We start from the raw sequence: 13158 nt of genomic DNA, 5'->3' as shown, positions 1-13158 counted from the left end.
GCGCGCTCGCGCCGCCTTATACGGCGCGGGCGCGAGTGCATTCTTCGTACGATTCCGACGTACGTACGCGAAACGGCTGCGTGTAGCGCTGAGAGGCGCGCGCAGCCGTTCGACTTTCTAGCAGCGCAACGCAGCGCCGCGTCAGTCGTCGATGCGTATGCCGACCTTGATCGTGACCTGCCAGTGCGAAACCTGATCGTTTTCGATCAGGCCGCGCGTTTCCACGACCTCGAACCAGTGCAGGAAACGCAGCGTCTTCGACGCCCGTGCGATGGCGCAACGAATGGCGTCGTCGCTGGACACCTTGGATGAGCCGGTAAGTTCGATCTGCTTGTAAACGTGGTCGTTCATGGCAGTGTCTCCTCGTGGTCGCGCAGCGTCGGCGCGTCAATCGAGTATAGGTAACGGACCGGGGCGCAAGGGCAAAGATGGGAGAAGCGCGGCGCCAGTTATCATGGCGCCTCGCGCGAAAACGAGCATTCGACGTGCCCGTTTTACGGGCGTGAAAGCGCAACGGCGATCGACAGGAGGCGGAGAAGATGGACGGGCAGGTATTGGGTTTTTGCGGACCGGGGCTGATGGGCGCGCCGATGATCCGTCATTTGCTGCGCGCCGGGCACGCCGTGCGCGTGTGGAACCGCTCCCCGGCGAAGGCGCAGGCGCTGATCGCCGATGGCGCGCAAGTGGCCGCGACGCCCGATGAACTCGCGCGCGAGGCCGACGTGGTGCTGCTGTGCGTCGCCGACGCGGCGGCGGTCGAGCAGGTGGTGTTCGGCGAGCACGGGCTCCTGGCCGGTACGCCCGGCGCGAGCCTGCGCGTGCGCCGCATCGTCGATCATTCGAGCATTTCTCCCGACGCGACGCGCAGGCTCGCGGAGCGCGCCGCGGCGCTCGGCGTGGGTTGGGTCGACGCGCCGGTTTCGGGCGGCGTGGCGGGCGCGCAGAACGGCACGCTGGCGATCATGGCGGGTGGCGCCACGGCCGACGTCGAAGCCATCACGCCGATCCTTGGCGCCTACGCGGCACGCGTGACCCATATGGGTGGCGTGGGTGCGGGTCAGACCACCAAGTTGTGCAACCAGGCCATCGTCACGGCCACGGTGGCCGCGATTGCCGAAGCGGTGAGCCTCGCGCGGCGCAGCGGCATCGATGCGGCGAAGCTGCCCGACGCGCTCGCGGGCGGCTGGGCCGATTCGACGCTGCTGCGCACGTTCGTGCCGCGCATGACGCAAGGCGGGCTCGAATCCATCGGCGCACTCAAGACGTTCCAGAAAGACGTGGACACGATCGCCGCCGCGGCCGCGCAGACCGGCACGCCCATGCCCGTCTCGGGCACGGTCCAGCAATTGCTGCGTCTGGCGGCAGCCATGGGCCTCGCGCAGGCCGATTTTTCGGGCTTCATCGACGTGCTGCAGACACCGCGCAGCGGCGAAGCGTGACCTGATCAGGCACCCGCCGGCCTCGCGGGCGATGCGGCCCCGTTGTAACCGGCGCGCATGGCGGCCTTCACATTGCTCACTTCTTGCCGTGTCATGCTGCGCGGAGCAGGGCTGTCCGCGCGGCTGGAACTCGCGCGCGAAGTGGCATAACCTGCTAAAATTACAGGTTTTTCGTCGATCTACTTTCCGGGACGCGCTGTGCTCTCTACCGCCAACATCACCATGCAATTCGGGCCGAAGCCCTTGTTCGAGAACATCTCGGTCAAATTCGGCGAAGGCAACCGCTATGGCCTGATCGGCGCGAACGGTTGCGGTAAATCCACGTTCATGAAGATCCTCGGTGGGGATCTCGAACAGAGTTCGGGCAACGTCATCCTCGAGCCGAACGTGCGTCTGGGCAAGCTGCGCCAGGACCAGTTCGCGTACGAAGACGTGCGCGTGCTCGACGTCGTCATGATGGGCCACACCGAAATGTGGGCCGCGATGACCGAGCGCGACGCGATCTACGCGAACCCCGAAGCCACCGACGACGACTACATGCACGCCGCCGAACTCGAAGCGAAGTTCGCCGAGTACGACGGCTACACGGCCGAAGCGCGCGCGGGCGAACTGCTGCTCGGCATCGGCATCGGCACGGAGTTCCACAACGGCCCGATGAGCGGCGTGGCGCCGGGCTGGAAGCTGCGCGTGCTGCTCGCGCAGGCGCTGTTCTCGAAGCCGGACGTGCTGCTGCTCGACGAACCGACCAACAACCTCGACATCAATTCGATCCGCTGGCTGGAAGATGTTCTGAACGAGTACAACTCGACCATGATCATCATCTCCCACGATCGACACTTCCTGAACCAGGTCTGCACGCACATGGCGGACATGGACTACGGGACGCTGAAGGTCTGGCCGGGCAACTACGACGACTACATGCTCGCTTCGGCGCAGGCGCGCGAGCGTCAGCAGGCCGCGAACCAGAAGGCGAAGGAGCGCGTGGCCGACCTGCAGGACTTTGTGCGCCGCTTCTCGGCGAACAAGTCGAAGGCACGCCAGGCCACCAGCCGCCTGAAGATGATCGACAAGATCAAGATCGAGGAATTCAAGCCCTCGTCGCGCCAGAACCCGTTCATCCGCTTCGAGTTCGAGAAGAAGCTGCACAACATCGTCGTGGTCGCGGAAGAGATCACGAAGACGTACGAGCGCCGCATCTTCAACAAGCTCAGCATCAGCGTGCAGCCGGGCGAGCGCATCGCGATCATCGGCGAGAACGGCGCGGGCAAGACCACGCTGCTGCGCTCGCTGCTCGGCAACCTGGCCGTCGATAGCGGCTCGGTGAAGTGGGCGGAGAATGCGAACGTGGGCTACATGCCGCAGGACACGTACGAAGAGTTCCCGGCCGACGTCACGTTGATGGACTGGATCGACCAGTACCGCCAGGAGGGCGACGACGAGCAGTCGGTGCGCGGCACGCTGGGGCGTCTGCTCTTCAATGCCGATGACATCAAGAAGTCGGTCAAGGTGCTGTCGGGCGGCGAGAAGGGCCGCATGATCTGGGGCAAGCTGATGCTCGGCCGCCACAACGTGCTGCTGATGGACGAGCCCACTAACCACATGGACATGGAGTCGATCGAGTCGCTGCAGATTGCGCTCGAGAAGTTCGAAGGCACGCTCGTTTTCGTGTCGCACGACCGCGAGTTCGTGAACGGCCTCGCCAACCGCATCATCGAGATAAAAACCGATGGCACGGTCAAGGACTACAGCGGCAACTACGAAGACTTCCTGGTCAGCCAGGGACTGCAGTGAGTTTCGGTCGCTGATCGAAGCGTGAGATGAAAACGGGCGGCGCGTGAGCGTCGCCCGTTTTGTTTTTGGCCGCTGCAGGTTTGCTTTACGTTTGCGTCAACCACGCTAGAATGCAGAATCGCCGCGGCGCAGCGCGAATATGCGTGGACAAGACGCACAGAGCTTTGCATGGAATGGCAGTATGCGCTCAAGCGCTAACTGCCATCGACAGACAGGAGACGAGTAGATGAACGACTACACGCAGTTCTACATCAGCGGCCAATGGGTCGCCCCGCACGGCAAGGGCACGATCGACGTGATCGACTCGGGCACCGAGGCGGTGATGGGCCGCATCCCCGAGGGCATCGAAGCGGACGCCGAAGCCGCAGTCGCCGCCGCGCGCGCCGCCTTCGACAGCTGGGCCGCGACGCCCGCCGCCGAGCGCGGGGCGTATCTGCAAAAAATCGCCGACAGCCTCAAGGCCCGTACCGACGAACTCGCGCAGCTGATCGCAGGCGAAGTGGGCATGCCGCTCAAGCTCGCGCGCGCCATTCAGGTGGGCGGTCCGGTCTACAACTGGGGCGCTTACGCGCAGCTCGCCAGCGAGTTCCAGTACGAGGAGCGCGTGGGCAACTCGCTCGTCGTGCGCGAACCGGTGGGCGTCGTCGCGGCCATCACGCCGTGGAACTATCCGCTCAACCAGATCACGCTCAAAGTCGCCGCCGCGCTCGCCGCCGGCTGCACCGTTGTGCTCAAGCCCTCCGAGGTCGCGCCGCTCAACGCATTCGTGCTCGCCGAGGCCATCCACGAAGCCGGCCTGCCCGCGGGCGTGTTCAATCTCGTGACGGGCTATGGGCCGGTGGTGGGCGAGCTGCTCGCGCGCCATCCGGACGTCGACATGGTGTCGTTCACCGGCTCGACGCGGGCGGGCAAACGCGTGTCCGAAGTCGCGTCGGCCACGGTCAAGCGCGTCGCGCTGGAGCTGGGCGGGAAGTCGGCCGCCGTCGTGCTAGACGACGCCGACTTCGCGGCCGCCGTGAAAGGCACGGTGGGCGCGTGCTTCCTCAACTCGGGGCAGACCTGCTCGGCCCACACCCGCATGATCGTGCCGGAGTCGCGCTACGAAGAAGCGCGCGACCTCGCGAAGCAGGCTGCCGAAGCGTTCAGGGTGGGCGATCCGCGCGACGAGAAAGCGAAGCTCGGCCCGCTCGCCTCGAAAGTGCAGCAGGAGCGCGTACTGCACTACATCGAGCGCGGCATGGCCGACGGCGCCGAGCTCGTGACGGGCGGCCCCGGCATGCCCGAAGGCGTGACGCAGGGCTTCTTCGTGAAGCCGACCGTGTTCGGCCGCGTGCCGCGCGACGCCGCCATCGCGCAGGAAGAGATCTTCGGCCCGGTGCTGACGATCCTCACGGCCAAGGACGAAGACGACGCCGTGGCGATCGCCAACGACTCGCTCTACGGCCTTGGCGGCGCGGTCTGGGCCGGCAGCGACGAGCGCGCAATGCGCGTGGCGCGCCGCATCCGTACGGGCCAGATCGACATCAACGGCGGCGCCTGGAACATGGCCGCGCCCTTCGGCGGCTTCAAGCAGTCGGGACACGGCCGCGAAAACGGCGCATATGGCCTCGAGGAGTACCTGGAATACAAGTCGATGCAGTTCAAGGTGCCGAAGGGCTGATGAGGCATCTCGTCGCGCGCTATCGCAAATCTTTTAATGCGACGTGTTGATGCAAATCATAAACGCGGGTTTCTTTACAGAAGTCCGCGTTTTTGTTTGATGTGCATCAATGTCATATGTGGGGCACGCGCGACCATAAGCGCTTTGTCATCGACAGAGCACAACATGTTTCCTGGACACTCCTTCGCTCCGCTCCAGATTCGCGGTCGTCAACTCCTGCCCGTCGTGCAGGGCGGCATGGGTGTCGGCATCTCGGCACACCGGCTGGCTGGCAGTGTGGCGCGTGAAGGCGCGCTCGGCACGATCGCGAGCATCGACCTGCGCCATCATCACAGCGATCTGATGGACATGTGCCGCGCGGACCCGCGGCACGAAACGCTCGCTCGCGCCAACCTCATTGCGCTCGGCCGCGAGATAGCGGCGGCACGCAAGCTTGCCGGCGGCAACGGCATGATCGCCGTGAACGTCATGAAGGCGGTGAACGCCCATGCCGACTACGTGCGCACCGCCTGTGAGCAAGGCGCCGACGCCATCGTCATGGGCGCCGGTTTGCCGCTCGATCTGCCCGATCTCACGGCGGGCGTGGACATCGCGCTCGTGCCGATCCTGTCCGACGCACGCGGCGTCGCGCTCGTGCTCAAGAAGTGGATGAAGAAGGGCCGCCTGCCCGACGCCATCGTGATCGAGCATCCTGCCTACGCGGGCGGCCACCTCGGCGTGACCGACATCGCCGACATGGGCAACGAGCGCTTCGCCTTCACGCAGATCTTCGAGGAACTCGAAGGCGTCTATGCCACGCTCGGCATTTCGCGGCGCGACGTGCCGCTCGTCGTGGCGGGCGGCGTGAACAGCCACGAAGCCGTGCGCAAATGGCTCGAGGCGGGCGCGAACGGGGTGCAGGTCGGCACGCCGTTCGCGGTGACCGAGGAGGGCGACGCGCACCCCGACTTCAAGCGCGTGCTCGCCGACGCGAAGCCTGAAGACATCGTCGAGTTCGTGAGCGTGACGGGCCTGCCCGCACGCGCGGTGAAAACGCCGTGGCTCGAACGTTACCTGCGCAACGAGTCGCGCATTCGCACCAAGATCGGCTCGCTCAAGCTTGCTTGCCCAACCGGTCTCGAATGTCTTTCGGCCTGCGGGCTGCGCGACGGCATCGAGAAGTTCGGCCACTTCTGCATCGACACGCGCCTCGCTGCGGCGTTGCGGGGCGACGTCGCAAACGGCCTGTTCTTCCGCGGCCGTGAAGCGTTGCCGTTCGGCAATGCGATCCGCAGCGTCCGCGACCTGCTGGAGTTGCTGCTGACCGGCGTTGCGCGACCTGCGGTCGCACAACGCGCAGCGTTCGCACTGGCTTGATACGTATCAAAACGGCGCCAGACCCCGTCTCTGACAATTTGTAGGCCTTCAAGGCTAGACCTACAGACACGGGGATTGACGATGTATCAAGCAATTAGAAAGGCAGCAGCCGCTGCCGCGCTCACCATGGGCGCGGCCTTCCTGGCGGTGCCGGCCAGCGCGGCCGGTTCTCCCGACTCGGGCATTTACGCGGGCGACTGGCTGGTGCGCCTGCGCGCAATCGAGATCGCGCCGGACGCGCGTGGGAACGGTACGCTCGGCGCGATTGGTGCCGACGTGAACAACGCCATCGTGCCCGAGCTCGACTTCACCTACATGGCGACCAACAACATCGGCGTCGAGCTGATTCTCGGTACGTCGCGCAACCAGGTGACCTCGAATATCGGCGCACTTGGCGGCGTGGGCGTGCTGCCGCCTACGTTGCTGCTGCAGTATCACTTCAACAACGCGGGCAGGGTGCGGCCGTACGTGGGCGCGGGCATCAACTACACGCTGTTCTACAACAACGGTCTGCACGCGGGCGGCCAGTCGGTTTCGATCGACAACCACAGTTGGGGTCCGGCGCTGCAGTTCGGTATCGACTTCCAGGTGACGAAGCGCATCTTCGTGAACGCGGATATCAAGAAGATCTGGATGCACACTGACGCGTCGATGGGTGGCACGTCGCTCGGCACATTGCATATCGATCCGCTCGTGGTGGGTCTGGGCGTCGGCATGAAGTTCTGATCGATCGCCTGACCATCGCTTCTTCTAACGCCGGCTTGCCCGGCGTTTTTTATCCGCGTTCAGGCGCGGTCCTTCTGGAAGCGCATGGCGGTGCCGTCGCGCTCGATGCGCTCCCACACGGCGCGCTTTTCCTCGTCGCTGAGAAAAACCCAGTTGGAGACTTCCACGGCGGTCCGTCCGCAGCCTTTGCAGACGTCGTCAAAGAGTGTCGAGCACACACCGATGCACGGGCTGTCGGGGAGGTCGTGAAGATTGGATGCCATTGAAGAACCTTGGGGCGTGGCTGCCGGGCGTCGCGCGCGCCGGCTTCGGTACGAAACGCCGCTATGTTAACCGATACGGCGCGAGGCGGCCGCCCGTCCTTCCAGGCGAGCGGCGGCGACGCACGATGCGTGATGAATCGGCCAGGCCGCTGCAAGCCGATAGCAAGGTGGAGGGCGGCGCCGCGTCCCACTGGCAGCCGGGCGTCGCGCGCATGCGCCATCGAAGCGGTTTTTTGTGGACACGGCCCGTGAAACGGCTAAAATTGCGCGCGATTTACCGTCCGCGCACGGCTTGCCGGCCTTCCAGGGCCCATGTTCCGTTTGCGCGACACGCCCGCGTTTTATTTCTTGCCGGGCGGGTTTGATGGTAGGTTCTGGGGAAGTCAGGGGAGCCGTGCGCAGGTGACACGAAGCACGGCACGAAGCGAGGCAGGCAGCCGGCCGGAGCCGGTCAGGATCGGAGAACGGGATGAAGAAAGGGGTTGTGGCGCAACTGGCCGCGCTCGCACTGTGCGCGGCGCCGTGGATGACGTCGGTGGCGAAGGACACGCAGCTGAACGTGTACAACTGGTCCGATTACATCGCCAAGGACACGATTCCGAACTTCACCAAGCAGACCGGCGTTCAGGTCAAGTACGACAACTACGACAGCGACGACACGCTCCAGGCCAAGCTGCTCGCTGGCAACTCGGGCTACGACATCGTCGTGCCGACCAGCAATTACGCGGGCAAGCAGATCGCCGCCGGCATTTTTGCGCCGCTCGACAAGTCGAAGATCCCTAACCTCAAGTACCTCGATCCGCAGCTGATGGCGCTCGTCGCCGGCGCGGATCCGGGCAACAAGTACGCGGTGCCCTGGGCGTACGGCACGACGGGTCTCGCCTATAACGTCACGAAGGCGCAGCAGATCCTCGGCAAGAACGTGCCGCTCGACAACTGGGACATCCTCTTCAAGCCCGAGAACATCTCGAAGCTGAAGGCCTGCGGCGTGTCCGTGCTCGACGCGCCGGACCAGATGTTCGCAGCCGCGCTGCACTACATCGGCAAGGACCCGCTCTCGACGAATCCGGACGATTATCGCGCGGCGCTCGCGATGATGAAGAAGATCCGCCCGTACATCACGCAGTTCAACTCGTCGGGCTACATCAACGACCTCGTGGGCGGCGACATCTGCTTCGCGTACGGCTGGTCGGGCGACGTCGTGATCGCCAAGCACCGCGCCATCGACGCGAAGAAGCCCTACAAGATCGAGTACTACATCCCGAAGGGCGGCGCGCCGATCTGGTTTGACGTGATGACCATCCCGAAGGATGCGCAGCACAAGGAAGCCGCGCACGAGTGGATCAACTATATCGAGACGCCGCAGGTCCACGCAGCGATCACGAACGCGGTCTACTACCCGAGCGCGAACGCGGAAGCGCGCAAGTACGTGGATAAGGACATCGCCAACGACCCGGCCGTGTACCCGCCGCCCGAAGTCCTGAAGACGCTGTTCCTGCTCAAGCCGCTGCCGCCCGAGATCCAACGTCTGCAGACGCGTCTGTGGACCGAGTTCAAGTCGGGCCGCTGACGCGGTCACAGCCGCGGTTGAAATCCGATCCCGTTTTACCCCGAGCCCTCGGCACGATGCCGGGGGCTTTGTTCGTCAACCCCGTCCAGCATTCACGCAGAAACAGGCAGGGCAGAGAGAATCATGAGTGACCAGTCGAGCGCGCCGGCATCCGTCGGTTCGCTGCCTTCGGGCTTCACCGCGGTAGATTCGGCCGCGGACAACTTCGTGCAGATCGTCGATGTCGTCAAGAAGTTCGGCGAGACGACAGCCGTCAAGGGCGTCAATCTGTCGGTGAAGAAGGGCGAGCTGTTCGCGCTGCTCGGCAGCTCGGGCTGCGGCAAGTCCACCTTGCTGCGCATGCTCGCGGGTCTCGAGACCGTGACGTCGGGCAAGATCCTGATCGACGGCGAGGATCTCGCGTCGATGCCGCCTTACCGCCGTCCGGTCAACATGATGTTCCAGTCGTACGCGCTCTTTCCGCACATGACGGTGGAGTCGAACGTCGGGTTCGGGCTGCGCCAGGAAGGCGTGAAGAAGGGCGAACTGAAGGACCGAGTAGCCAACGCGCTCGAACTCGTGCAGATGACGCGCTTTGCCAGGCGCAAGCCGCACCAGCTCTCGGGCGGCCAGCAGCAGCGCGTGGCGCTCGCGCGCTCGCTCGTGAAGCGCCCGAAGCTGCTCCTGCTCGACGAGCCGATGTCGGCGCTCGACAAGCAGATTCGCCAGCGCACGCAAATCGAACTCGTCAACATCCTCGACAAGGTCGGCGTCACCTGCATCATGGTCACGCACGACCAGGAAGAAGCGATGACGATGGCGGGGCGCCTCGCGGTGATGAGCGAAGGCGAGATTGTCCAGCTCGGCACGCCCAACCAGGTGTACGAATTCCCGAACAGCCGCTTTTCGGCGGAGTTCATCGGCTCGACCAATCTTTTCGATGGCAACGTGGTCGAGGACGAGCCCGATCACGTGTTCGTCGAGTGCGCCGAGTTGCCGGTGCGTCTCTACGTGAATCACGGCATTACCGGTCCGCTCGGCATGCCCGTGACGATCTCGGTGCGCCCGGAGCGCATCTCGCTCACGCGCAAGCCGCCCGAGGGCGTGTTCAACTGGGGCAAGGGCGTGGTCAAGAACATCGCCTACATGGGCGGCTACTCGCTGTACCACGTCAAGCTCGACTCGGGCAAAACGGTGATCGCGAACATGTCGAGCCTCGCGCTCTCCGAAATCGACTCCCCCACCTGGGAAGACGAAGTCTACGTGCGCTGGAGCGCATCGGCCGGTGTGGTGCTGACGTCATGAGCGCGACGACTCTCCGCAGCATCCTGAACTGGCCGGCGAAGCGCTTCAACCTGACCGGGCGCACGGCCGTCGTGGCGGGCCCGTTCATCTGGTTGCTGCTGTTCTTCCTCGTGCCGTTCATCCTGGTGGTGAAGATCAGCTTCGCCGACCAGCAGCTCGGCATTCCGCCGTACACGGAGCTGATGTCGTTCGCGGATGGCATCTGGCATATCTCGCTCGACCTTTCGCACTACGCGTTCCTGTTCCAGGACAGCCTGTACTTCGCGACCTATGTGAATTCGGTCGTGGTGGCGGCGATTTCGACGCTGCTATGCCTCTTCATCGGCTATCCGATGGCGTATTACATCGCGCGCTCGAATCCGGCCTCGCGCAACATCCTCATGATGGCCGTGATGCTGCCGTTCTGGACGTCGTTCCTGATCCGCGTGTACGCATGGATCGGCATCCTGAAGAACAACGGACTGCTGAACAATTTCCTGATGTCGATCGGCGTCATTCATTCGCCCATTGAGCTGTATCACACGAACACGGCGGTCTATATCGGCATGGTGTATTCGTATCTGCCGTTTCTCGTGATGCCGCTCTACGCGCACCTCGTGAAGATGGACCTCACGCTGCTCGAAGCCGCCTACGATCTCGGTGCGAAGCCGTGGCGCGCGTTCGTGGAGATCACGCTGCCGCTCTCGAAGAACGGCGTCATCGCCGGCTGCCTGCTCGTGTTCATTCCGGCGGTGGGCGAGTACGTGATTCCCGAGCTGCTCGGCGGCGCGAACACGCTGATGATCGGCCGCGTCATGTGGAACGAGTTCTTCGACAATGCCGACTGGCCGATGGCCTCCGCCGTGACCTGCGCGATGGTGCTGCTGTTGCTCGTGCCGATGGCGCTGTTCCAGCACTATCAGGCGAAGGAACTGGAGGGCCGCGGCAAATGAAACCGAATCGCGTTCTGCAGTTCATCGCGCTCGGCCTCGGCTTCGCGTTCCTCTACATTCCGATCCTGAGCCTGGTCGTCTACTCGTTCAACGAGTCGCAACTCGTCACGGTGTGGACGCGCTTTTCCACGCGCTGGTATCAGGCGCTCATCACCGACGACGAACTGATCACCGCCGCGTGGCTCTCGCTGCGCATCGCGCTGATGACGGCGTTCGCCTCGGTGTTCATCGGCACGTGGGCGGGCTTCGTGCTCGCGCGCATGGGGCGCTTTCGCGGCTTCACGCTCTTCTCGGGCATGATCAACGCGCCGCTCGTGATTCCCGAAGTGATCCAGGGCATTTCGCTGCTGCTCCTGTTCGTGGAAATGGGCAAGCTGATCGGCTGGCCCGCGGGGCGCGGCGTGTTCACGATCTGGATCGGCCACGTCATGCTGTGCATTTCGTACGTCGCCATCATCGTGCAGTCGCGCGTGCGCGAGCTGAACCCGTCGCTCGAAGAGGCGGCGCTGGATCTTGGCGCAACGCCGTTCAAGGTGTTCTTCCAGATCACGCTGCCGCTCATCTCGCAGGCGCTTGCGGCGGGCTGGCTGTTGTCGTTTACGCTGTCGATCGACGATCTGGTGCTCTCGGCGTTTCTTTCCGGCCCGGGCTCGACCACCTTGCCGCTCGTGGTGTTCTCGCGCGTGCGCCTGGGCCTGAACCCGGAGATGAACGCTCTCGCGACGCTCTTCATCGCCGTCGTGACGGTGGGCGTGATCGCCGGCAACTACTTCATGCAGCGCGCAGAGCGCAAACGGACGGCGATGGCGGTCTGAGTGCCGTCGCGCTTCGAAGCGCATGCAACAAACGGCGCGCGGGCAGCCATGTCCGCGCGCCGTTTTGCTTTTTTGCAGCGTAGTCCTTACAGCCGGTATCCCATGCGAAAACCTCCCCAGTGCCGACCGTTCACGAAGATCGGCGCGGAGGCGTCCTTCATCATCACGAACGTGCCGCCACCCATGTCGCGACGGTAGGTTTGCAGCAGGAACGGCTTGGTGTGCGAACCGGCGGCGCGGCCCGCGCGGTCGCTGAATATTCGATGATTGCGGCAGTTCGCGGCATTCCACACCGGGTCGGCGCCCTGCGGATGCGAGAACTTGCGATTGTGGGTCGGTATGTAGCCGCGCGGATCGATCGCGACGCAGAAGGCGACGCGTTCGTCGAACGCGAGCAGCGGTTCGAGGATCGGGGGCAGCACACGGTCGGTGAAGGCGGTGAAGCGCGTCAAATGCTGCTGCGGGTTCGTATTCGGCACGGGGGTGTAGACGCTGTCGAACAGATCCGCTTCGCCGATCTCGCCGCGCGCCAGCGCGCCTTCGAACAGCTTGCTCACCTGGGCGGCGGCGCGCTGCACTGTCTCGATGAAGCGGGTGTCGTCGGTTTCCACGCCGGTTGCGGCGGACAGCTCGATGAGCGTTTCCGAGACCTCGAGCAGCTTGCCGAGCTGATCCTTCGCCTGCACGAAGTTGCGCCCCGAATCTTCGACGCCCGCGACCATTTCGCCCACCTGGCTTTCGAGCCCGTCGCATTTCGTTTCGATCTCGCCCGTGAGCTGGGCGATCTGGCCGGCGTGCTCGTCGAGTTGCATGATCGCCTGGCCGGTGCTGTGCACGGCCTCGCCGATCGTGTGCGTGCCCTCGCGCACGCGATGCGCGCGTTCGGTGTTGGCGGTGCCCTCGGCGATGAGTTGCTCGGTCTGCTGCGTGAGTTGTCCGAGCGTCTGCTCGATCTGGCCGGTGGCCTGCGCCGTCTTGGCGGAGAGGTTTTTCACCTCGGCCGCGACCACGGCGAAGCTCTTGCCGGACTCGCCCGCGCGCGCCGCTTCGATGGCCGCGTTGAGCGCGAGAAGCTGGGTTTGCCGCGCGATCAGGGAGATTTCCTCGGAGACCTTCGAGACATGCGCGAGCGCGCTTTTGAGCGCCCGGATCTGCGTCTCGATGACGGTGACGCTCTCCACGAGACCGTGAATGTCGGCGAGCGACTCCTCGATGGTCTGCTGCGACTGCTGCACGGTGGCGGCGGTGCCGGTGCTCAGCTCTCGCATGGCGCGGGCCGCCGTGGCGATCTGATGGTTGCCGGCGAGGGTGTGGGCTGCCGA

Annotated in this window: 12 protein-coding genes; 9 read left to right on the top strand and 3 right to left on the bottom strand. The window is 64.5% G+C overall.

The window, feature by feature from the left end; translation table 11 throughout:
• Positions 1–141 precede the first annotated feature (141 nt).
• Positions 142–351, bottom strand: coding sequence for a dodecin (locus AB4Y44_RS34755; RefSeq protein WP_133186728.1), 210 nt, complete (start codon positions 349–351; stop codon positions 142–144).
• Positions 352–539: 188 nt separating this feature from the next.
• Here AB4Y44_RS34755 and AB4Y44_RS34750 point away from each other — a divergent pair, with 188 nt between their 5' ends.
• The 5 genes from AB4Y44_RS34750 (at position 540) to AB4Y44_RS34730 (ending at position 6972) form a co-directional block, all read left to right on the top strand.
• Complete coding sequence (locus tag AB4Y44_RS34750) at positions 540–1439, top strand: NAD(P)-dependent oxidoreductase (RefSeq protein WP_368702063.1); 900 nt, start codon at positions 540–542, stop codon at positions 1437–1439.
• Positions 1440–1637: 198 nt separating this feature from the next.
• Positions 1638–3230, top strand: a complete 1593-nt coding sequence (locus tag AB4Y44_RS34745; RefSeq protein ID WP_368702062.1) for an ABC-F family ATPase — start codon at positions 1638–1640, stop codon at positions 3228–3230.
• 226 nt (positions 3231–3456) lie between these two features.
• A complete protein-coding gene (locus tag AB4Y44_RS34740) occupies positions 3457–4890 on the top strand; it encodes an aldehyde dehydrogenase family protein (protein ID WP_368702061.1) in 1434 nt (477 codons plus the stop codon).
• Positions 4891–5055: 165 nt separating this feature from the next.
• On the top strand, positions 5056–6246 hold the full coding sequence (locus AB4Y44_RS34735) for a nitronate monooxygenase family protein (protein ID WP_342921329.1): 1191 nt from the start codon (positions 5056–5058) through the stop codon (positions 6244–6246).
• A gap of 126 nt (positions 6247–6372) precedes the next feature.
• Positions 6373–6972, top strand: coding sequence for an OmpW family outer membrane protein (locus AB4Y44_RS34730; protein ID WP_342921422.1), 600 nt, complete (start codon positions 6373–6375; stop codon positions 6970–6972).
• 59 nt (positions 6973–7031) lie between these two features.
• On the opposite strand, the gene AB4Y44_RS34725 is transcribed toward AB4Y44_RS34730, so the two are convergent.
• Positions 7032–7235 carry a DUF1289 domain-containing protein gene (locus tag AB4Y44_RS34725; protein ID WP_069265662.1) on the bottom strand — a complete coding sequence of 68 codons (204 nt, stop codon included), beginning with the start codon at positions 7233–7235 and terminating at the stop codon, positions 7032–7034.
• 469 nt (positions 7236–7704) lie between these two features.
• Here AB4Y44_RS34725 and AB4Y44_RS34720 point away from each other — a divergent pair, with 469 nt between their 5' ends.
• The 4 genes from AB4Y44_RS34720 to AB4Y44_RS34705 all read left to right on the top strand — a co-directional run bounded on the left by AB4Y44_RS34720 (position 7705) and on the right by AB4Y44_RS34705 (position 11836).
• Complete coding sequence (locus AB4Y44_RS34720) at positions 7705–8805, top strand: polyamine ABC transporter substrate-binding protein (protein WP_133186742.1); 1101 nt, start codon at positions 7705–7707, stop codon at positions 8803–8805.
• 120 nt (positions 8806–8925) lie between these two features.
• Positions 8926–10089 (top strand): ABC transporter ATP-binding protein, encoded by a 1164-nt coding sequence (locus AB4Y44_RS34715; RefSeq protein WP_368702079.1) that lies wholly within the window; start codon positions 8926–8928, stop codon positions 10087–10089.
• Positions 10086–11021 (top strand): ABC transporter permease subunit, encoded by a 936-nt coding sequence (locus AB4Y44_RS34710; RefSeq protein ID WP_368702060.1) that lies wholly within the window; start codon positions 10086–10088, stop codon positions 11019–11021. The genes AB4Y44_RS34715 and AB4Y44_RS34710 overlap by 4 nt, the downstream gene beginning before the upstream one ends.
• The gene (locus AB4Y44_RS34705) at positions 11018–11836 is read left to right on the top strand and encodes an ABC transporter permease subunit (RefSeq protein WP_342921327.1); all 819 of its coding nucleotides are present in this window, start codon (positions 11018–11020) and stop codon (positions 11834–11836) included. The genes AB4Y44_RS34710 and AB4Y44_RS34705 overlap by 4 nt, the downstream gene beginning before the upstream one ends.
• 86 nt (positions 11837–11922) lie before the next feature.
• Here AB4Y44_RS34705 and AB4Y44_RS34700 read toward each other — a convergent pair.
• On the bottom strand, positions 11923–13158 hold a 1236-nt coding region (locus tag AB4Y44_RS34700; protein ID WP_368702059.1), incomplete at its 5' end, for a methyl-accepting chemotaxis protein.

This window comes from Paraburkholderia sp. BR10937 (genome assembly GCF_040965695.1).
Lineage (GTDB): Bacteria > Pseudomonadota > Gammaproteobacteria > Burkholderiales > Burkholderiaceae > Paraburkholderia.
The sequence above is the reverse complement of the archived record's forward strand: the minus strand, read 5'-3'. Positions and strand labels throughout refer to the sequence as shown.